This is a genomic window from Paenibacillus glucanolyticus NBRC 15330, from assembly GCF_004000885.1.
GTDB classification, from domain to species: domain Bacteria; phylum Bacillota; class Bacilli; order Paenibacillales; family Paenibacillaceae; genus Paenibacillus_AQ; species Paenibacillus_AQ glucanolyticus.
In genome coordinates, this window is sequence record NZ_BIMC01000002.1 from 431,423 (window position 1) to 450,797 (window position 19,375).

Below are 19,375 nucleotides of genomic sequence, written 5' to 3' on the forward strand. Positions count from 1 at the left end.
TGCATATTCTAGGCGAAAGAACCTACAATATGGATGACAGATAACGCAAAGGTGGTCTTCTCATGGAAAACAAGAAATGGGATCTGGTTGCCTTGGCATCCATACCACTCATCATGACGCTGGGCAATTCCATGCTCATTCCCATTTTGCCGCAGATTTCCAAAGTCCTGGGAATCAGCTCCTTTAAAGTCAGTATGCTCATTACGGTTTATGCTGTTGTGGCTATCTTGTTAATTCCGATTGCCGGCTATTTATCGGATCGGTATGGACGAAAGAAGATCATCATCCCAAGCTTAATCATTGCCGCATTAGGCGGAGCGGTATCCGCCGTGGCCGCATGGATGCTGAGCGGGACGACGGCGTATTATGTTATTTTGGCGGGGAGATTTCTGCAGGGTATAGGGGCCGCCGGTGCATTTCCCATCGTTATTCCGCTTGTGGGAGATATGTTTAAGGGTGAAGAAGAGGTCAGCAAGAGTTTAGGTATTATAGAAACCTCCAATACATTCGGTAAGGTAATCAGTCCGATATTGGGCGCTTTATTAGGGAGTTTTATTTGGTTCCTGCCCTTTACAGCGATTCCGATTCTGTGTCTGATTTCACTCGTTCTGGTCATATTTCTTGTGAAGACGCCAAAAACGAGCAGCAACAATAATAAACAGTCCCTCCGTGAATTTTTGAAAACGACAAAGCAGGTTTTGCACGAGAAGGGCCGATGGCTGTACGCGATTTTTGCTATCGGCGGTATCGCTATGTTCGGCGTGTTCGGTGTGCTTTTTTATTTGTCAGAGACACTGGAGAGCACCTACAAACTGCAAGGCGTGGTAAAAGGCCTTGTACTTGCGATTCCGCTTGCATTGCTGTGTCTCGCGTCGTATCTGGCAGGTAAATTCACGGGCAAGAACAAGGCGGCCAAAAAGTGGACAGGTTTTGCAGGTATGACCCTCTTAACCGCTTCCTTGATTGTGACCGGCTTCAGTTCACAGATTTATTTTGTGGTCGGTATGATGACGCTTGGCGGCATCGGGATCGGCATGGTCCTGCCATGTATGGATACGCTGCTTACCGAAGGCGTTGAGAAGGAACAGCGCGGCACCATCACTTCATTGTACAGCAGCATGCGTTTTATTGGCGTATCTCTTGGACCCCCTGTCGTCTCACTGCTGCTCGGCGCGAATCATTGGGTGATGTTCGGCACCTTGGCCGCTGTTGCAGCAGTGGGCGGGCTCCTCACATTATTCGCCGTGAAGCCGGAGGCCAAAGAAGAAGACGACTCGCCGGGAGGAAATGCATACCGAGCGGATTTCAAGAAGCCGCAGGAATTCAAGAAAAAGGGTCTTGTCCATAAATAATGGACAAGACCCTTTTTTGTATGGGCGAAAGCCGTTCACTCCAAATTGAATCGCTGCATTCTACTCCGTATACGGGTCTATTTCTTTGATCATACGATGCCCGGATGGTGTTTCCTCCCCTAAGGCGATTCTACTTATCGAGCAGACCCGCTTTGACGAGGTACTCCCGCGCTACCAGATCCTCGCGGTATCCTTCATCCACCAGCGCGTTCAACTCCTGCATGTTCTCTTCGTTGATCTGTCCGCCAAGCGCATTCAGCGCCTCGCGCACTTCCGGATACTTTTTCAGCAGATCGCTCCGCACAATGGCACCCGCATCGTACGGAGGGAAGAAGCCCTTGTCATCCTCCAGAACAAAGAGATTGTTCACCTTGACCTGTCCGTCTGTTGTATAGGCACTGGCAACGTCAAGGTCATTTTGGGCAATCAAGCGATATTTGATCCCCTGATCCATTCCTTTGACACGCTTGAAGTTCATATGGTACAGCTCCTTCAGACCTGGATACGTATCTGGCCGGTCCGTGAATTCAAACTCGGCGCCAAGCTCCATATTCTCAGAAACCTTGGCAAGATCACTGTAGGTCCTGAGGCCGTATTTCGCGGCGGTATCCTGAGTAACTGCAAGAGCATAGGAGTTGTTGAATCCGATGGGCTCCAGGAATTCCAAGCCGTCTTGTGCAACGAGCTCTCTTGTGCGCTTAAGAGTCTCTTCCGCACTGCCGGTTTCCTCCAGATAATAGTTAGCCACAATGGTACCGGTATAGTCGGGATAGAGCTGTATGTCATTGTTCTGCAGTGCCTTCCAGGTTACGCTGGATCCCCCGAGATTTAGCGTTCGCTTGACGCTCAGCCCCGTACGGTCTTCGATCAGGTCTGCCATCATATGAGCCAGGATAATGTTTTCTGTGAAGTTTTTGGAGCCGATGACCAGATCGGCAGGACCGCTGGAACTTACGCCGGGGGATTGCGGATTGGTACAGCCGTTAAGGCTGACGGTCAACGAAACAAGTAGCAGTAAAGTAAGGATTCTAGAAGCGGCAGATTTTTTTGTGTTTTTCATGCGGTTTCCCTTTCGCTCCACGTTATATTTTCAATCCGCGCGGTGTTGTCCACTTCTCGAGGAGTCCGAGCAAATAATCCAGCAGCAGGGCCATAATGGCTGCCGGCAGCGCACCCAGGAGAATCAGTGCATCGATATTGCGGGTGATCCCGAGAAAGATAAAATCCCCCAGGCCGCCAGCCCCGATAAAAGCCGCCAGTGTCGCGGTACCGACATTAATAACCGTTGCCGTCCGGATTCCTGCAAGGATGACCGACATGGCGAGAGGCAGCTGAACCCGTAACAGGATTTGGGTTCCCGTCATTCCCATGCCGCGTGCCGCTTCGATAACTGAGGGGTCCACATCCTTGATACCGGTGAAGGTATTGCGGATAATCGGCAGCAGTGAATAGAGGAACAGTGCGGCTATCGCAGTTTTCATGCCGATCCCGAGGAGCGGGATCATAAAGCCGAGCAGAGCCAAGCTTGGAATAGTCTGAAGAATGCTGGCTCCGCCTATGATCCAGGTTCGCAGGAAGCTATACCTGGATACCAGAATTCCGGCAGGAACTCCAATGATGATGGCGATGACCATCGAGATGAGAACGAGCTGAATATGTTCTCCAACGGATACCAGAAGCTCGCCCCACCGCAAAGAGAACTGACGGCCGATTTGCTCCCAGATGGATGAGGAATTCATGCTTCATCACCCCCTCCGGCCCAGTGGCTTGCAAAGGTGGAGATTAGAGTCCCGCGTGTGACAACGCCAATGAGCCGCTCCCGCTGGTCGACAACGGGAATGATGCCGAATGGGGCATCATTTACAGCGATTAAGGCATCTTTGGCCGTTGCCGTATCAGGCAGCGTCAGCTTCACGGGTTTCATAATTTGCTGCACAGTCGCCGCGGTATCGATGTTGGATTGCAGATCATAGGCCGATACCAGACCCGCGAGAACGCCATCTTCCGTTAGCACAAGCAAGGTATCCGTCTTCCGCTGGCGCATAAATGTGATGGCGCGCAGCGGAGACCGGTTCAGGCTAACTGTCGCCGGGTTTCTGCGCATCACTTCCGTAACCGGTATGAAAGTAGGATTTTGATAAACCCGATTCTTGCCGATGAATTCTTCAACGAATCCATGTCCCGGCTCCCGGAGCAGCGTCTCAGGTGAATCCAGCTGAACCATCGTTCCGGATTTCATCACGCCGATCCGATCTCCCATCTTAAGGGCTTCATCCATATCATGGGTAACAAATACAATCGTTTTCTTCATATCCTGCTGCAGCCGAAGCACCTCATCCTGCAGCTGTTCGCGCGTGATCGGATCGAGTGCACCAAATGGCTCGTCCATCAGTATGATTTCGGGATCTGCAGCCAGGGCGCGTGCAACGCCGACGCGCTGCTGCTGCCCACCTGAGAGCTCTTTTGGGTATCTTGAAGCAAAGGTGTCGGGATCGAGTCCGACCAATTCAAGCAGCTCATAGACCCGCTGCTTTTTCTTAGCCTTGTCCCATCCCTTCAAATCCGGGACCAGTCCGATATTCTGTTCCAATGTATAGTGCGGGAACAGCCCCGTCTGCTGGATAACATAACCGATGCTGCGGCGGAGCTCAACGGGATTGGTGGAACGGATATCCTTGCCATGAATCGTAATCGTTCCGCCAGTATGGGGAATCAGACGATTGATCATTTTCATGGTGGTTGTTTTTCCGCAGCCGCTTGGTCCGATCAGAACGAGAAATTCCCCCGACTGAATCTCGAAATTCAGTTCTTTAACAGCATGAAAGCCGTCGGAATAGGTTTTGCTGACGTTATCGAATGTAATCATAAACATCCTCCCTTGAACATGGGTGTTTCATATGGCTGTAACGAAAAATTCAAATAAAGCGCAAAAGTCTTCAGCGTAAGGCTGAAGACGGTTTGCACATGATTTTCATTTTGGCGTAAGTATGAAATCCAATTATCGTCATTGTGTCCGGGAGGTGGAAGCTTTATGCGTGAATGATCTGTGAATGGATGTTTACATGAGGGCAGCTCTGCCTGTTATGATCCTGCTGCCGTAGACTTGGTCTCCTCAAGTCTTGTTCGGGCTTTGGAGCGAGATTTGCCGATGATGTGCGCTAGGATATAGATCAGAATTAACAGTGCAAGCGCGAGGGCTGAATAACGGTACATGATGGCATACGATGTGGATTTGGCGATGGAACCGAGCACGATGGAGCCTATGGCAACACCGAAATCGAGGGAGTTAAAGAACATGCCGTTTGCCATGCCGCGCTGCAGGGGATGAACCTCCTGAATCATCCAGGTCTGGATGGACGGCTGAATGGCACCAAAGCCAAGACCGTAACATAATGCCGATAACAGCATGGTTCCGGTTGAGGATGCTAAGGTCAGGAGCAGAAGACCCGAAACCATCAGCACCGCTGCGGGCACAACGAGCGCTTTATGTCCATAACGATCATAAATTCTGCCGGAGAAGGGTCTGACCAGAATAATGGCGATCGCATTAAATAAGAAGAAATACTGGGGATTCCGAAGGTGAGCCTCGGCTCCGTACAGCGCCATGAAACTCAGCAGACCTCCGTAAGTAATGGACATTAAAAAGTTAAGAACGCTGGGGAGGATCAGCTTGCTGTTAAAGGAACTCCGTGGTTTATCTTCCAGGTGGACTGGCTCGGTTACGGGGCGCTCAGGTATTCGTCGTGCAGGCGCCCTGGACGTAAGAATGTAAGCGAGCGGGAAGATGAGGACATTGATGATAACGGTGATGATCACTAAGGGGGTGAAGCCGCCGCCTTGGAGCAATGTTAAACCGATCATAGGTCCGATCGACATGGCAAGGGTGGTGGATAATCCGAAGTATCCCATACCTTCACCCAATCGTTTGATGGGAATGACATCGGATGCCATCGTCGGAAACGAGGTGCTTGTCATACCGAATCCGATGCCGAACAAGATGCGCATCAGCAGCAGAAATACGATGCCGGATGCCCAATAGTATCCGAGCGTGGCTGCCAGAGATATCAGGAGTCCGACATAGAGAAGCAGCCGGAGCTTTCCTTTTTCAAGTGCTCTGCTTGAGACAAAGCGGGAAGCAATCGCACTGAAGGCGAAGAGGCTGGTAATCAGGCTGACCTGCAGGGGGCTTGCCATAAAAGTTTCCTTGGCATAAGCGGGCAGCGTGGTCAGCATCATCTGCAAGGTCAGAAACAGAAAGAGGTTGCTGACCATCAAGGTGATAAATTCTTTAGTCCATAATGGTTGTTTGGCTTTCATTTCATTCATGTGAAACATCTCTCCTGTTGTTGTGTATATGATTCATGTTGTTGTTGATGCGTGAGAGAGTGTCCCGGAACATCTCCAATTGACGATCGTCAATTCCTTCTATTATTTGGCGTCCGCATTCACTTTCGATTGCGGTGGTAGCCTCGATCAATTCTTTACCGGTGTCCGTCAAATAGAGCTGGAAAGCTCGGCGGTCGTTAACCGATACGGATTTGCGCGTGTAACCTTTTTTCTCGAGCAGATCCAGTATGCGGGTTGTCGTAGGTTGGTCTTTGTCCGCTTTTACGGCAACTTCCTTTTGGTTTAACCCTTCATGTTCGCCAATATGAAACAGGACCAGCCATTGTTCAGGGGTGATGTCAAAGGGTTTTAGGGCATTGGCAAACAATTGGGATGCACGGCGATAGGTGTAACCCAGGTGAAAGCCGATGGAGGGATTGCGTGTAGGTTCTTTCAAAAAACAAGTCACACCTTTCATTTTTAGGTTATCGAAATAATAGTTGTCTTAACAATTATATGTTTAACAATTAAATACGTCAAATCCTCATAAAATTTAAATCGTTTACATGACAGGGTTTCACAGGCCGATGTGGAATATGAAAATTGACGATAACATAGTTCTAACAATTGGGAGCTATATTTATATTACAAAACCAATATCCCAACACTCAGGAGGAATAAGGAATGTCACAATTGATTAATTTTGCCCACCGCGGCGCATCGGCCGTATGCCCGGAGAATACGATGGCAGCTTTTGCAAAGGGGCTTGAACTGGGAGCTACCGGGATTGAAACCGATGTCCAGATGACCAAGGACGGAAAGCTGGTTCTAATCCATGATGAGAGCGTAGCACGTACGACGGGAGCCGAAGGACTTGTCAAGGATTACACTTATGAGGAGCTCTCTTCATTGGATGCGGGTTCATGGTTTGGAGCTGCATTTCAAGGCGAGCGCATTCCGCTGCTGGAGGAATTGCTGGAATTAACAAAGAATCCGGGCACGATCGTGAATATTGAGCTGAAGAACGGGGCGATTCAATATCCGGAGCTGGAGAAGCGTGTAATCGAGGCGGTAAGACATTACGGCATGTCGGAGCAAATCGTCATCTCAAGCTTCAATCACTATTCGCTGGTAGAGTGCAAGTTAATTGATCCTGAAATCCGCACGGGCCTGCTGTATGGGGAAGGCTTATACAAACCGTGGGAGTATGCCAAGCTGGCAAAGGCCGATGCCCTTCATGCATATCATCGAGCGGTTCTCCCGGAGTGGGTAACGGAAGCGAAGCTGCACGGCGTTGTTTATCATCCATGGACGGTGAATGACGAGGAACAGATGAAGGCTTTGATCGATGCAGGCGTAGCCGGAATTATTACCGATTACCCGGATGTGCTCAGTGGATTGCTTCAAACCAAGGGAGTGTGACCCTGTGAAGAAAACATGGCTGCTGGGCTTTGGTTTTTTCAGCATTAGCATAACATGGGCGCTATATAATGCTTTTGTGCCCTATTTTCTGGAAGATTACATATCCAGTGTCGCATTGATCGGTTTTTTTATGACAATTGACAACTACTTTGCTCTATTCTTGCAGCCATGGATTGGAAGTCGAAGCGACCGGACACATACCCGGTTTGGAAGAAGAATGCCTTATCTGCTTATCGGAATGCCGCTGGGCGCCCTGTTTACGGCGATCATACCGTTTCATACCGGAATGGCAACACTCATTCTGTTCATGGTTCTTATGAATCTGGCGATGAGCTTGTATCGTTCACCGACCGTCTCTTTAATGCCGGACATTACAGAAGAGAAGCGGCGGACAAGAGCCAACGGCGTTATTAATTTTATGGGTGGCATCGGATCGATACTGGCTTTTGGCGTGGGCTCGGTGCTTTATAAAGCCCATCAGTCCTTGCCGTTTATAGCCGCTGCCGGCATAACGCTTGTATCTTTATTTATCCTAATGACATTTATCAAGGAGAAGCGTGACGCACCCGGCTATCAGGCCCAGACTGCCGCCAAGCCCAAAGTTTCCTTCAGGAGCCAGCTCGATCGGACGACGGTGCTGCTGTTGGCGGCGATCTTCTTCTGGTTTGTAGCCTATCAAGGCGTAGAGACGCTGTTCACATTGTATGGCAAGAATGAGGTAGGGCTGACCGAATCGCAGGCTTCCTTCTCCTTAACGTTTTTTTCACTTGCTTTTGTGCTGTTTGCTATTCCAAGCGGATGGCTTGGCGGCAAATTCGGCAAAAAGCGGATGATTCTCATCGGTGTCAGCGGTCTGCTGATTGTTTTCTCGATGGTACCACTGGTCGATTCGCTGTTATTGCTCCGCATTTTGCTGACGGTGGGTGGGTTGTTCTGGGCATGCATCAATATCAATTCCTATCCATTCATCGTATCAACAGGATCGGAGGACAGCATCGGAACACGGACAGGGATGTACTATTTGGTGTCATCGCTCGCGGCGATCTCCTCACCTCCTCTTCTGGGCAAGCTCATTGATGGAATGGGGTATTGGATTCTGTTCTATTGTGCCGCGGGCAGCATGCTGCTCGCCTTGATCTGTGTACTGATGATTCGTTATCCGGAAACGGCAAGCCCCTCCACACCGAAGGGAGCGACTGCCGGCTTATCCTAGTGGATGAATATGTCGTGACCGAAGTTTTGGCTCCTGCTTGTTAGTGCGGAATAACATTGACGAGAGCCGGTTAGCGCAGGTAGAATCTTATATCAGATACACCCGTATCGGAATATGCCGGCGAAGGTGCAGGAGCTGATTCTTAGGTTGACTACTATTTATGATATTGCGAAGAAAACAGGCTATTCGCCTACGACGGTGTCCAAAGTCTTCAACAACTATCCGGATGTCAGGGAGAAGACGAGGGTCAAGATTCTGGAGACAGCGAAGGAAATGGGCTATCTTCCGAACGCGAATGCCAGGTCTCTAACGACCAAGCGTTCATGGACCATCGGTATACTGTTCGTAGAAGCAACAGGAGCGGGGATTCGTCACCCTTACTTTGGGGCTGTTATCGAAAGCTTCAAGAAAATCGCCGTCTCCAAAGGGTATGATCTGATGTTTATTTCCAAGGATGTTGGCGGACTGAGAAGCAGCTACGTGGAGCATTGTAAAATCCGCGGGGTCGATGGCGTAGTTGTCATTCTCTCGAGCAACGATGATCCTGATTTCCAGGAGCTGCTGGACAGCGGCATCCCTTGCGTTATTCTGGATTCCTCGCCAGAGAAGGCCCATTCCGTCTGCTCCGATAACATCGAAGGAAGCTTGCAGGCACTTCGGTATCTGCATTCACTCGGACATCGCAGCATCGCCCATATCTCCGGCGGATTGAATACGTTTGCAGGCGATCAGCGTCAGCAGGGCTATGAGCAAGCTCTTCGCGAGCTGGGTTTGACATTCAGGAAAGAATACATAACAAGCAGCGACTTCTTCTCCATGGAGAGCGGATATGATGCGATGAACGGGTTGCTTGCACTGCCGGATCCTCCGACAGCTGTTTTTGCCGCTGGGGATTTACTTGCGCTTGGAGCTATTCGCGCCGTGCAGGATCGCGGCCTGAATGTGCCTGGGGATGTGTCGATTGTCGGGTTTGATGATATTGAGATGTCCCGTTACATAACCCCTGCGCTCACGACCATACGTCAGCATACAGAACAGCTGGGCTCTGTTGCCGCCGAGATTCTAACGTCTTCGATTGAAGAGCAAGATACCGCAGTGAAGTCGGTTATGCTGCCTGTTGAATTAATTATTCGGGATTCCTGCCGCCCGGTCACTTAGGTGAACCTGAAAGAGCAGGCCTATTTTTACACCATTTCGAAACCGGTTTCGAAATTAATTTAAGGGGGATACGAACATGGCAAATTACCGTTTTGAGAAGGATACCTTTGTTATCGAGCAATATGATCAAGCCAAGACCTTTTCCAGCTTTCTGCCGGGCATTGCAGGTTTGAAGGGAATTCCGATGTGGACTTTTTACGTGAATCGGGGTCAAGGGATATGCAGCTTCGGGATACGCGACAAGAACTCGCCGATTATGGAGTTTTCGCCAGCTAATATTGCATACAAGAATGTGTCTGCTACAGGATTTAGGACGTTTATCAAGCTTGCCGGGACCCCGTCCGTCTACGAGCCGTTTCAATCCTTTCAACCCGACCCGCAGGCGCAGCGAACGATGTTTATTCGTCAGAATGAGCTGGTGATCGAAGAAGATCATGCCGGAAACGGACTTCGCACCTCGGTATCGTATTTCCAGCTGCCTGGAGAAGACTTTGCCGCGCTGGTCCGTGAGGTTAAGATAACGAATGCTGGAACTCGGAACGTATCGTTTGAGCTGCTGGACGGTTTGCCGGAGATTTTGCCTTACGGTGTTGCGAACAGCGGCTACAAGGAGATCGGCAACCTGCTTCGCAGCTGGATGGAAGTGGAGAATCTGGATCAAGGCATCCCGTTTTATAAAGTGCGCTCCAGCACGCATGACGAGGCGGAAGTGAGCGAGGTTACGAACGGTCACTTTTATCTGTCATTTGATCAGCACGGAAAGTTAATCAAGCCACTCGTAGACTTCGAGCTGATATTTGGTGGGAATACATCACTAATCTATCCCGATCGCTTTGCCACAGCGTCCATCGAATCGCTGGCACAGACGATACCCTATGCTGTGAACAAAGTACCCTGCGGCTTTAGCGGCTTGCCGGCTGAGCTTGGGCCCGGGGAGTCGATAACCGTCTACACTCTGGTTGGTCATGTGAATGACATTACCAGAATCAATAAACGCTCAAATGATTTGTCCTCGCCTGCTTATATCCTCAGTAAGCGAATGGAGGCAGCCGCATTGACACGCGAATTAACCGATGATGTTGCCACGAATACGGGGTTGCCGATATTTGATGAATACAGCCGTCAATCCTATCTGGACAATTTCTTGAGAGGCGGGTATCCGTTTATATTCGATAACGGGAAGGAAGGCGCCGTTGTCCATCTGTACTCCCGTAAACACGGGGATTTGGAGAGAGATTACAACTTCTTCTCGCTCGCCCCGGAGTATTATTCGCAAGGGAACGGCAACTTCCGGGATATGAATCAGAATCGACGGAATGATGTGTTCTTTAATCCCAAGGTGGGCACATTCAATATCCGGATGTTTTTCAGTCTGATCCAAGCTGACGGGTATAACCCCTTAAGCGTGGAAGGGACCAAATTCCGCGTGACTGAAGGTATGGAGGAGCAGCTGGAGAAGCTGCTGCGCGCCTCGGTATCGGGGGATGAGGATTACGATAAGCTGAAGGCGGTCTGTGGCGGCGATTATACGCCAGGGAACATCATAAACGCGATTGCGGATCAGGGCATTGAATTGTCCATCGGCGAGGAACCCTTCTTATCCAAGCTGCTCACCATCTCCGATCAACATTTTGCAGCATCTTTTGGTGAGGGATTCTGGTCGGATCACTGGACATATAACATGGATTTGGTTGATGCCTACCTTAATATTTATCCTGACCGTTGTGAGGAACTGCTGTTTGGCGAGAAAACGTATTCGTTTTTTGACAGTCCGGTTTATGTGCTTCCGCGGCACGAGAAGGTTGTGATCAGCCGTGGCAAGGTTCGTCAATATGGTGCCCTGCTGGAGGATGAGGAGAAGCTGATGAAGCTGGGCAGAAAACGGAACGCGGCGGAATGGCTGCGGGTTGACGGCGGGAAGGGCAGCATATACCGTACCAATCTGTTTGTCAAAATGATCTCATTATCACTCAGCAAAATGGCTACACTCGATCCGTACGGGATGGGGGTCGAGATGGAGGCCAATAAGCCAGGCTGGAACGATGCAATGAACGGCTTGCCGGGCTTGTTTGGTTCAGGCATGAGCGAGACGATGGAATTGAAGCGCATGGCGGCTTTTATTGTGGATACTGCTGAGCAGTTCAGCCGGCATACCATTCAAGTACCGGAAGAGATTGCTTCCTATTTAGAAGGTGTATTTGCTGCAGTGCAACAATATCATTCCGGGGCATTGGATTCTTTCCGTTACTGGGATCAGGTGGCGGGATTACGCGAAACCTACCGCGCTTCCGTAAGGTTTGGCATTACAGGCCGCGAAGTCGAGTTGCCGGTGAAGGACGTGAAGATCATATATGCTGCATTCCTCGGCAAAATTAATGAAGGGATTGAGCGTGCGGAGCAGATGGGAGGCGGAATCGTGCCGACCTATTTCCGGTTTGAAGTGGAGCAGTTTGAGGAGATACGGGATGCGGAGGGGAATCCGGTGATAACCGGATACGGCCTGCCTGCCGCTAAAGTACTCGGGTTCAAACCCTGTGCGCTTCCGCACTTTCTGGAGGCCCCAGCCCGGGGAATGAAACTCGCCGGTGAGGAACAGGCAAGAGCGATGTATGAGCGAATCAAGGCTTCCGAGCTGTATGATCCGGAACTTGGGATGTACAAAACTTCCGTCAGCCTTGAGGAAGAAAGCGACGAAATCGGGCGCATTCGTGCTTTTACAGCCGGATGGCTGGAGCGGGAATCAGTATTCTTGCATATGACTTATAAATATTTGCTTTCTTTATTAAAAGCCGGCTTGTATGACGAGTTCTTCTCGGAGATCAGGTTATCGCTTATTCCATTTCTGGACCCGGCAGTGTATGGACGAAGTACGCTGGAGAACTCCTCCTTTATTGCAAGCAGCGTCAACCCGGATCCCCATGTCCATGGACGCGGTTTTGTGGCTAGGCTTAGCGGATCGACGGCCGAATTCCTCAGCATGTGGATTACGATGATGGCAGGGAAGCAGGTATTCCGTTACGAAGACCATCAGCTTCAGCTGCATTTGAACCCCGTGCTCCCGGCTTGGTTGTTCGATGAGAACCATGAGGTGTCGTTTACTCTCCTCGGTTCCGTCAAGATTACGTATCGTAGTAAGCGCACCGCCAATACGTACGGACAAGATGGGGTTCGTATCCAGCGTTTGACCCTGACGACAGTGGATGGAGATCAGGTTGAGGTAGATGGGCCGATTCTTTCAGGGGAATGGGCACATGAGGTTCGTAACGGGAATGTCCAATCGATTCAAGCTGTTATGGGGTAAAATAGTATCCCCAAACCAATAGACCGCCAGGCAGCAGAACGGCGGTCTATTGGTTTTCCTGAAGCTGCCTTTATTCCTCGGGCGGCTTTTTATGTTTGGTTGTTAAGATGGAGCTAAACGAAATGCCTATGGCAACACCAATCGCTATCCCGATGGCGATGTTATTCATGGCGACGCCAATCGCAATGCCGACGCCAATTCCTATACTTATGCCTAATGCCGTATTGTTCTTTTTCTTTTCCATATTGCTGTCACCTCCGCCTTCATGATGCTGCTCTACCGTTACTTCGCCGGGTCTCCAATCATCCTTGTCCTTGTGTTGGAGGATGTTGATCACAGCCATAGAAATACGGCTGCTTCGTATTCTTTCACTTGCAAGTCCTCTTGCTGCAACCCATAATAGGTATATCGATTTGCATACATAAATGAAACATCATCTTAGAGGGTTAGGAGGGGGCTGCATGCAGTGGATTGCAATGCTGACGATGCTGATTGATCATGTGGGGCTCGTGTTTTTTCCAGGCCAGGAGATTTGGAGAATTATCGGCCGCATTGCTTTTCCGATTTATGTATACGCTCTGGTTCAAGGACATCATTATACTTCTTCCAGGCCCAAGTATATCATGCGGCTGGCTATCATTGCAGCGATTTCCCAAATTCCGTATCAGCTTGCTCTGGATCCCGGGGGACTGAATGTGGTCGTAACGCTGGTTGCCGGAGCATTGGTGCTGTATGTGCTGGAACGCTCGGAGTCTTTGTTCCTATCAACGATGCTGGTCGTTGCCGCCTGCGCCCTGATGAGTGAATTTCCATTTGATTACGGGGCTTACGGTTTGCTGCTGATCTTGATTTTCCGTTATGCGCAAGCCAGCTGGCTTGTTTTTCTTCATATTTTATTGAACGTGATGTTCTGGTTTCTTAATAACTGGGAACTTCAGATGTGGAGTGTGATTCCGACGGCGATGATAGCTTATGGTCCGCATCTATGGAAAAAACTTGAGTCCATCCGGGTAAGCCAGTGGGTATGGCGTTCGTTTTATCCTCTGCATTTACTTGCGATTGCATTATTAAGGGTATTTATATAGAGAGGTCCTGATTAGGTCATACCTAATGGATGGATCCTTTACAAGGAGAGACACACATGTTGAATATAGCAATTGCTGCATGCGTCCTTTTGTTTGCTGCAGCGGGTTACATTGCGTTCATGAATTCCAGAATAATTGCGGATAAAAAACGGGAAGCATACATTCCTCCGCCCCCTTCGGAATATACCGTTTATATGACACCTCAATTCTCTGAGGAGGACAAAAGATCTCTTGTTCCCATCGGCGTGATGGAATTCCGTGATTCGCAAGAGATGATGAAGGTTTATCTCTGCCGGGTTAAAAATGAGAAGGATGACTTGCAGCTGGAGCAGGCCGGTAACGTATTTCTTCATCACCTGACCAAGGCCAGAGATACCGGCGCACTCATGTTTTACCGTACAGTGGAGGAAGCGCTGCAGGGACCGGAGGAGAAAAGCTTGACGGACCGAATCTCTGCGGTCGCGAAAAAAAAGGCGAGAACAGAATAGGCTTTCCGGGTCAATCCACCTACTTGCGGGGTAATAAAGAATTAAAAGACCGAAAGGAGATTTTCCGAAATGAAAACATTTAAAATCGGAAGGACATCGGTCTCCGTCTTTATAGGCGATATTACGACATGGACGGGCGACATTATCGTCAACGCTGCCAATTCGGGACTGCTGGGCGGAAAAGGTGTGGATGGCGCAATTCATAGCGCCGGAGGACCGGAGATTATGGAGCAGTGTATGGAAATTCGCAAGCAGCAAGGCGGATGCCCGCCAGGCAACGCTGTTATTACAGGAGCGGGCAATTTGCCTGCCCAGCACATCATTCACACCGTTGGCCCGATATGGGAGGGTGGTGGACGGCGTGAGGAGCATACTCTGGCCGAATGCTACCGCAATAGCTTACTGCTTGCAATAGAGGTCGGTGCGAGAAGCATTGCCTTTCCTAATATAAGCACAGGTATCTATGGGTACCCTAAAGCTCCTGCTTGTGATGTTGCGTTAAAGGCGGTTACCAAACTGCTGGAGGAGGATCCTCCGGATAACCGTCTGGAGCGGATAGACTTCATTTGTTTTTCTCCCGAGAATGAAGAGCTCTATGCTCATTGGCTCGAGCAATTCATCCAGGAGAAGGAGGCGCAAATATAAAAAGCAGGGGCGCAAATTGCGCCCCTGCCGTTTGTTTGGATGTCCTTACATATGATAAGAGCCGTTTGGCTCAAACAATACCCATTCCAGCATGGTGATCATATCGTCAAGACGAGTTTCCTGATGGAGAAGGGAACTGCGCTGAGGACTGTTCTCTTCAAGAGACGTTAGTCGGGTCTGCAGCATTTTCTTTTGCATTGTAAGTTCATTGATCTTGGATTTGATTTGATTTTCTGTTCGCATGGTATAAATCCTTTCGTTTGGTATGAAATCCACCACTTTACCCAATATTATAGCATTTGATGCTGCTTATGACGAAGGAGCGGGGCCGATATGACAAATGAAAAGAATATGAAGAAAATCGCGGCAGAGCATGCCGCGAAGTATGTGCAGGATGGAATGAAGATAGGCCTCGGTACAGGGTCTACTGCTTATTACGCCATTTTAAAAATTGGAGAGATGGTCAGAGGCGGACTTAACATTCAGGCAGTGGCTACCTCTGAAGCATCCGAGAGGCTTGCTGTTGAACAGGGGATATCCCTGACACCCATACAACATATGGATCGTCTGGATTTGACCATTGACGGAGCGGATGAGCTGGATGATCGTCTGCGGTTAATTAAGGGCGGAGGCGGAGCGCTTCTTCGGGAGAAGATTACCGCCTATCAAAGTGACCGGCTCGTGATTGTGGCCGATGAGGCCAAGCAAGTAACTCAGCTAGGAGCTTTTCCACTGCCGGTTGAAATTGTACCGTTTGCTTATGAGTGGACGGTTCAGTCACTTGCCCGGCTTGGGTGTTCGGTGCAGATACGCCGCAGCCTGTCCGAAGGGTTTTATGTCACGGATAATGGGAACTATATTGCGGATTGCAAATTCCAGCTCATTACCCACCCCGAGGAATTGAGTACGCGCCTTGGCTCCATTCCGGGCGTAGTAGAACACGGACTGTTTATCGGTATGGCGGATCAAGCAATTATTGGCTGTAAGGATGGAACCGTTCGGATATTGCATTCCGGCAGCTCTGAGGCGAAGAATATATTTGACAGTTGATCCGGCGTTCATTAACCTTAATTACATGATATCTTTCGGAGGGTGAAGTATGTCGGATATTCAAGAACAAGAGGACTACCCATTATATTTGCTGGTGGTGCTGGCTAGAGCTTATAACGCAGTCATGACGCATTCGAATCGGAGCATCAACAGTCACGGACTGAATTCCACGGAATTTGGTGTGCTGGATGTGTTATACCACAAGGGGCCGCAGCCGCTGCAGAAAATCGGTGAGAAGGTACTGATCTCCAGCGGTAACATTACATACGTGGTGGACAAGCTCCAGAAGAAAAACCTGCTCGTCCGCCGGGCTTCCGCTGAGGATCGCCGCGTTATTTACGCTGAGTTAACCGCGGAGGGGGAAGAATTCTTTGAAGCCATCTTCCCGGTTCATCAGGAGCTGATGGTGAAGGTGCTCAGTGGTTTGTCGGAGGACGAGAGAGCGAAGGCCGCCGTTTTGCTGCGGAAGCTGGGTATCAGTGCTGAGAAGATGTTATAGTCCTAGTTAAAACAGATTGGAGATTAGTATGCTTAAAGATATAACTACGCAGGCTTTGCAGCAAGAAGTGAAGGAATTGCTGGAATACTCGGTCTTTCCGGATCCAGAGGCGGTGGAACGCGCGGCCTCATCCTATCAGACCGGTGAAAGCCGGCTATTCGGATATGAAGAAGACGGACTTCTGGTGGGAGTCATCGGTTTTGACGTTGAGCAGGACGAGCTTACGATAAGACATATCGCGGTTCTTCCCGAGAATCGGGGTAAGGGGTACGGACGGGGCATGATTCTGGAGCTGCTGCTTGAGCTTCTGCCCAAACCGGATCGTGTCATTGCGGAGACGGACGAAGAGACCGTGGACTTTTATCGCAATATCGGATTTGAGGTTTACAGCCAAGGGGAGAAATATCCGGGTGTAGAGAGATTCCGTTGCATTTATGAGGTCGAGGAATCAGAAGAATAAGCTGTTATTGACATAGAAAGCATGTTCATCGTTGTGAAATGGAATTAAAATTGCCATTCGAGACAATATACCGTTTCCCGTTTAAGACATGATTCATATAATGTCGTAACGAGCGGGCAGGGGGTGAACATGTTGGTGTACCATTATACCGCTGTCGGCGATTCCTTGACCTTCGGGTTTGGGGCCATGCCAGGCAGCGGTTTTGTTCCGTTATACCGCCGGATGGCGGAGGAGAAGCTTCGCCAGTTCGTAGCCCACGAAAATCTGGGAGTCAACGGATTAACCTCGGATGAGTTATACGATCGGGTGGTTCAGTCTCCGGCTTATCGTTATCATCTGCAGCAGGCCCAGATTATAACGATATCCATCGGGGGCAATGATCTGATACGTGCCGTGAAGTCCACCGGGGGGCGTCCGAGCCGGGAAGTGCTGGATGCTGCATTGTATCGCTGTCAGAATCATGTAGCAAACATCGTCGGACATATCCGGAAAATAAAGTCACCTGTTAGCAAGCCGTATTATATTCGTGCTATCGGTTTGTATAATCCTTATCCGGTCTGGACAGAAGCTACGGAATACGTAGTTCGGTTCAATCGGCATTTGTTGGGGTTAAGTGATGGCTATTTTCGTATTGCTGATGTGTACTCGCAATTCTCAGGCAGAGAGAAGGAACTGCTGTCGGTGGATGGCATTCATCCAAACAGCCGAGGGTACCGAGTCATTGCAGAACAGCTAAACCGGCTTGGGTACAAGCCTCTGGGTTGACAAAATGTTTCATCAGACAAAAAGGGCGTCCATTGGTCATTTGACCAGTGAGGACGCCTTTGTTGTACGTTCCTGTATGTTTTACAATAATTTCCGAAAAAAACTCCGTACAGCCCATTTGCGTTCTTGCCGTTTTTTGTATTTAGGCAGTGATCGATAAACGTCCAGCGATTCCTGATAAGATTTCTTGGCATCCTCGGTCCTTCCGAGCGATTGATACATATAACCAAGTAAATAGTAGGCCTCGCTTGAGGAGGAGTGAATGGAGTGGAACTGCTCCAAATATTGCAGTGATTTCTCGCGGTCAGTATCTCGGAACGTATCAGCGAGGCGCAGATAAGGCCGGCCATATTTGACCCTTGGGTTGATCTCCAGTGCATGAAGAATATCAGCCTCGCCTTGAGCGATGCTGCCGGTATGTAAGCGAGCGCTGCCCAGATCGTCCCAGAACTCGGCGGAATCCTCCGAGCTTGATTGAATGGATTCGAGAAGCTGCAATGCTTCCCCATGCTTGCGCCGCTCCAGAAGCAACCTGGCAAGCTCATGCCGGGATGAGACATCGCTTGGGCTGACTGCAATCTGTCTGAGCAGCTTGGAGATATTTCTTGCACGTTTGATCGGCTTCGTAAAGCTTGGGAATATACCGACAAAACGGCGATCCAGCACATAGACAATGAGAAGCAGAACCAGGATGGCTGTAAACGGATTGCCGAAAATGTAAAACAGAAATCCAAACAGTATTAATTTAATCAAACAGATCCCTCGATTTCTATAGAATGTATAGCACAAATTATACCATATCATGAATTTTTTTAGGATGAAATGTCTTCGGTTCTATAGACCTTGATGGCATGCGCATGTCGGAATAGGTCATAGGTATTGAAAGACGGTCGAAGATAACCGATATAGTGTAGTAAAGAGGTGATAATCATGGCGAAAAAGGGACAGATATTCCATCATTACAGTTTCGAAACGAAGAAGAAGGCAGTCGCCATGCGGCTGGAAGGAATGACTAAGAAAGAAGTAGCATCCGCCTTGCAAATATCAGATATCGGACGGCTGAAAGTATGGATGCGTAAATACCGTGAATTTGGCGAGGAAGGTTTGGTCGATCGTCGCAGACGAAATTCAACTCCAGACCATGACAATGAGCGGGATGAACAAGAGCAGCTTGCACAGGTTTAAGAAGTTAACAGTTACATGAAGGCGTGATGAACGACGGATCGTTTCATTACGCCTTTTTGATATGGGATCAAGGAGAAGGAATGGTGTTCAACAAACCCCTCTCCAGACACATCTGGGCCAAATCACTATTCTTATTTCGAACAGGCGACAGCCTAGTCCACTTATAAGCCACTGACATAACATGTGGTATGTTCAAAAAAGGAGGGATTCATGTGAGCGGAGTAGTAGAAGGTTATGGCGGTTATGGATATGGTTCTTCTGTTGGTGCTATTTTGGTGTTATTCATCTTGTTGGTGATCATTACTCGCGCATTTATCTAATCCATCTTTTGAATGAACAATTCAAATGAATCAATAGGTGAATACCAATCAGGCAGCATGAGCAGTCACAACGACAGACCGTTCCAAGGGAAGGACCGACCCCTTT

At 49.3% G+C, this 19,375-nt stretch carries 22 protein-coding genes; 14 read left to right on the plus strand and 8 right to left on the minus strand.

What is annotated here, in order from left to right:
- Window positions 1–62 precede the first annotated feature (62 nt).
- Window positions 63–1,352, plus strand: coding sequence for an MFS transporter (locus tag PGL02S_RS05745; protein WP_036641976.1), 1,290 nt, complete (start codon window positions 63–65; stop codon window positions 1,350–1,352).
- 130 nt (window positions 1,353–1,482) lie between these two features.
- On the opposite strand, the gene PGL02S_RS05750 is transcribed toward PGL02S_RS05745, so the two are convergent.
- From PGL02S_RS05750 to PGL02S_RS05770, 5 genes are all read right to left on the minus strand, one after another.
- On the minus strand, window positions 1,483–2,412 hold the full coding sequence (locus tag PGL02S_RS05750) for a glycine betaine ABC transporter substrate-binding protein (protein WP_036641977.1): 930 nt from the start codon (window positions 2,410–2,412) through the stop codon (window positions 1,483–1,485).
- A 22-nt stretch (window positions 2,413–2,434) separates the two neighbouring features.
- Window positions 2,435–3,091 carry an ABC transporter permease gene (locus PGL02S_RS05755; protein ID WP_006211412.1) on the minus strand — a complete coding sequence of 219 codons (657 nt, stop codon included), beginning with the start codon at window positions 3,089–3,091 and terminating at the stop codon, window positions 2,435–2,437.
- Window positions 3,088–4,218: an ABC transporter ATP-binding protein gene (locus PGL02S_RS05760; protein ID WP_036641980.1), complete on the minus strand. Its 1,131-nt coding sequence runs from the start codon at window positions 4,216–4,218 to the stop codon at window positions 3,088–3,090. Before PGL02S_RS05760 ends, PGL02S_RS05755 begins: the two co-directional genes overlap by 4 nt.
- A gap of 215 nt (window positions 4,219–4,433) precedes the next feature.
- Window positions 4,434–5,678: an MFS transporter gene (locus PGL02S_RS05765; protein ID WP_036641983.1), complete on the minus strand. Its 1,245-nt coding sequence runs from the start codon at window positions 5,676–5,678 to the stop codon at window positions 4,434–4,436.
- A complete protein-coding gene (locus tag PGL02S_RS05770; protein WP_036641985.1) occupies window positions 5,671–6,135 on the minus strand; it encodes a MarR family winged helix-turn-helix transcriptional regulator in 465 nt (154 codons plus the stop codon). Before PGL02S_RS05770 ends, PGL02S_RS05765 begins: the two co-directional genes overlap by 8 nt.
- A gap of 227 nt (window positions 6,136–6,362) precedes the next feature.
- Here PGL02S_RS05770 and PGL02S_RS05775 point away from each other — a divergent pair, with 227 nt between their 5' ends.
- The 4 genes from PGL02S_RS05775 (at window position 6,363) to PGL02S_RS05790 (ending at window position 12,772) form a co-directional block, all read left to right on the plus strand.
- Window positions 6,363–7,100 carry a glycerophosphodiester phosphodiesterase gene (locus PGL02S_RS05775; protein WP_036641986.1) on the plus strand — a complete coding sequence of 246 codons (738 nt, stop codon included), beginning with the start codon at window positions 6,363–6,365 and terminating at the stop codon, window positions 7,098–7,100.
- A gap of 4 nt (window positions 7,101–7,104) precedes the next feature.
- Window positions 7,105–8,313, plus strand: coding sequence for an SLC45 family MFS transporter (locus tag PGL02S_RS05780; RefSeq protein WP_006211407.1), 1,209 nt, complete (start codon window positions 7,105–7,107; stop codon window positions 8,311–8,313).
- Window positions 8,314–8,460: 147 nt separating this feature from the next.
- Entirely contained in the window at window positions 8,461–9,471 is a 1,011-nt protein-coding gene (locus tag PGL02S_RS05785) for a LacI family DNA-binding transcriptional regulator (RefSeq protein WP_036642418.1), read from the plus strand.
- Window positions 9,472–9,547: 76 nt separating this feature from the next.
- Window positions 9,548–12,772 (plus strand): hypothetical protein, encoded by a 3,225-nt coding sequence (locus PGL02S_RS05790; protein WP_036641988.1) that lies wholly within the window; start codon window positions 9,548–9,550, stop codon window positions 12,770–12,772.
- A 70-nt stretch (window positions 12,773–12,842) separates the two neighbouring features.
- Here PGL02S_RS05790 and PGL02S_RS05795 read toward each other — a convergent pair whose 3' ends face one another.
- Complete coding sequence (locus PGL02S_RS05795) at window positions 12,843–13,115, minus strand: hypothetical protein (protein ID WP_036641991.1); 273 nt, start codon at window positions 13,113–13,115, stop codon at window positions 12,843–12,845.
- Between the two features lie 118 nt (window positions 13,116–13,233).
- Here PGL02S_RS05795 and PGL02S_RS05800 point away from each other — a divergent pair, with 118 nt between their 5' ends.
- From PGL02S_RS05800 to PGL02S_RS05810, 3 genes are all read left to right on the plus strand, one after another.
- Window positions 13,234–13,857 (plus strand): TraX family protein, encoded by a 624-nt coding sequence (locus PGL02S_RS05800; protein WP_036641994.1) that lies wholly within the window; start codon window positions 13,234–13,236, stop codon window positions 13,855–13,857.
- A 56-nt stretch (window positions 13,858–13,913) separates the two neighbouring features.
- The gene (locus PGL02S_RS05805; RefSeq protein WP_036641996.1) at window positions 13,914–14,345 is read left to right on the plus strand and encodes a hypothetical protein; all 432 of its coding nucleotides are present in this window, start codon (window positions 13,914–13,916) and stop codon (window positions 14,343–14,345) included.
- A 69-nt stretch (window positions 14,346–14,414) separates the two neighbouring features.
- Window positions 14,415–14,990: an O-acetyl-ADP-ribose deacetylase gene (locus PGL02S_RS05810; RefSeq protein WP_036641998.1), complete on the plus strand. Its 576-nt coding sequence runs from the start codon at window positions 14,415–14,417 to the stop codon at window positions 14,988–14,990.
- A gap of 45 nt (window positions 14,991–15,035) precedes the next feature.
- On the opposite strand, the gene PGL02S_RS05815 is transcribed toward PGL02S_RS05810, so the two are convergent.
- Window positions 15,036–15,233: a hypothetical protein gene (locus PGL02S_RS05815; protein WP_006211401.1), complete on the minus strand. Its 198-nt coding sequence runs from the start codon at window positions 15,231–15,233 to the stop codon at window positions 15,036–15,038.
- 90 nt (window positions 15,234–15,323) lie between these two features.
- On the opposite strand from PGL02S_RS05815, the gene rpiA reads away from it, so the two are divergent.
- The 4 genes from rpiA to PGL02S_RS05835 all read left to right on the plus strand — a co-directional run bounded on the left by rpiA (window position 15,324) and on the right by PGL02S_RS05835 (window position 17,764).
- Window positions 15,324–16,040, plus strand: coding sequence for a ribose-5-phosphate isomerase RpiA (gene rpiA, locus PGL02S_RS05820; protein WP_036642001.1), 717 nt, complete (start codon window positions 15,324–15,326; stop codon window positions 16,038–16,040).
- A 49-nt stretch (window positions 16,041–16,089) separates the two neighbouring features.
- Window positions 16,090–16,539: a MarR family winged helix-turn-helix transcriptional regulator gene (locus PGL02S_RS05825; protein ID WP_036642002.1), complete on the plus strand. Its 450-nt coding sequence runs from the start codon at window positions 16,090–16,092 to the stop codon at window positions 16,537–16,539.
- 28 nt (window positions 16,540–16,567) lie between these two features.
- On the plus strand, window positions 16,568–16,999 hold the full coding sequence (locus PGL02S_RS05830; RefSeq protein WP_036642004.1) for a GNAT family N-acetyltransferase: 432 nt from the start codon (window positions 16,568–16,570) through the stop codon (window positions 16,997–16,999).
- A 129-nt stretch (window positions 17,000–17,128) separates the two neighbouring features.
- Window positions 17,129–17,764: a GDSL-type esterase/lipase family protein gene (locus PGL02S_RS05835; protein ID WP_063456013.1), complete on the plus strand. Its 636-nt coding sequence runs from the start codon at window positions 17,129–17,131 to the stop codon at window positions 17,762–17,764.
- A gap of 81 nt (window positions 17,765–17,845) precedes the next feature.
- On the opposite strand, the gene PGL02S_RS05840 is transcribed toward PGL02S_RS05835, so the two are convergent.
- Entirely contained in the window at window positions 17,846–18,517 is a 672-nt protein-coding gene (locus PGL02S_RS05840) for a tetratricopeptide repeat protein (RefSeq protein WP_036642006.1), read from the minus strand.
- 177 nt (window positions 18,518–18,694) lie between these two features.
- Here PGL02S_RS05840 and PGL02S_RS05845 point away from each other — a divergent pair, with 177 nt between their 5' ends.
- A complete protein-coding gene (locus PGL02S_RS05845) occupies window positions 18,695–18,949 on the plus strand; it encodes a helix-turn-helix domain-containing protein (protein WP_006211395.1) in 255 nt (84 codons plus the stop codon).
- A 212-nt stretch (window positions 18,950–19,161) separates the two neighbouring features.
- Window positions 19,162–19,269 carry a YjcZ family sporulation protein gene (locus PGL02S_RS05850; protein WP_006211394.1) on the plus strand — a complete coding sequence of 36 codons (108 nt, stop codon included), beginning with the start codon at window positions 19,162–19,164 and terminating at the stop codon, window positions 19,267–19,269.
- Window positions 19,270–19,375: the final 106 nt, after the last annotated feature.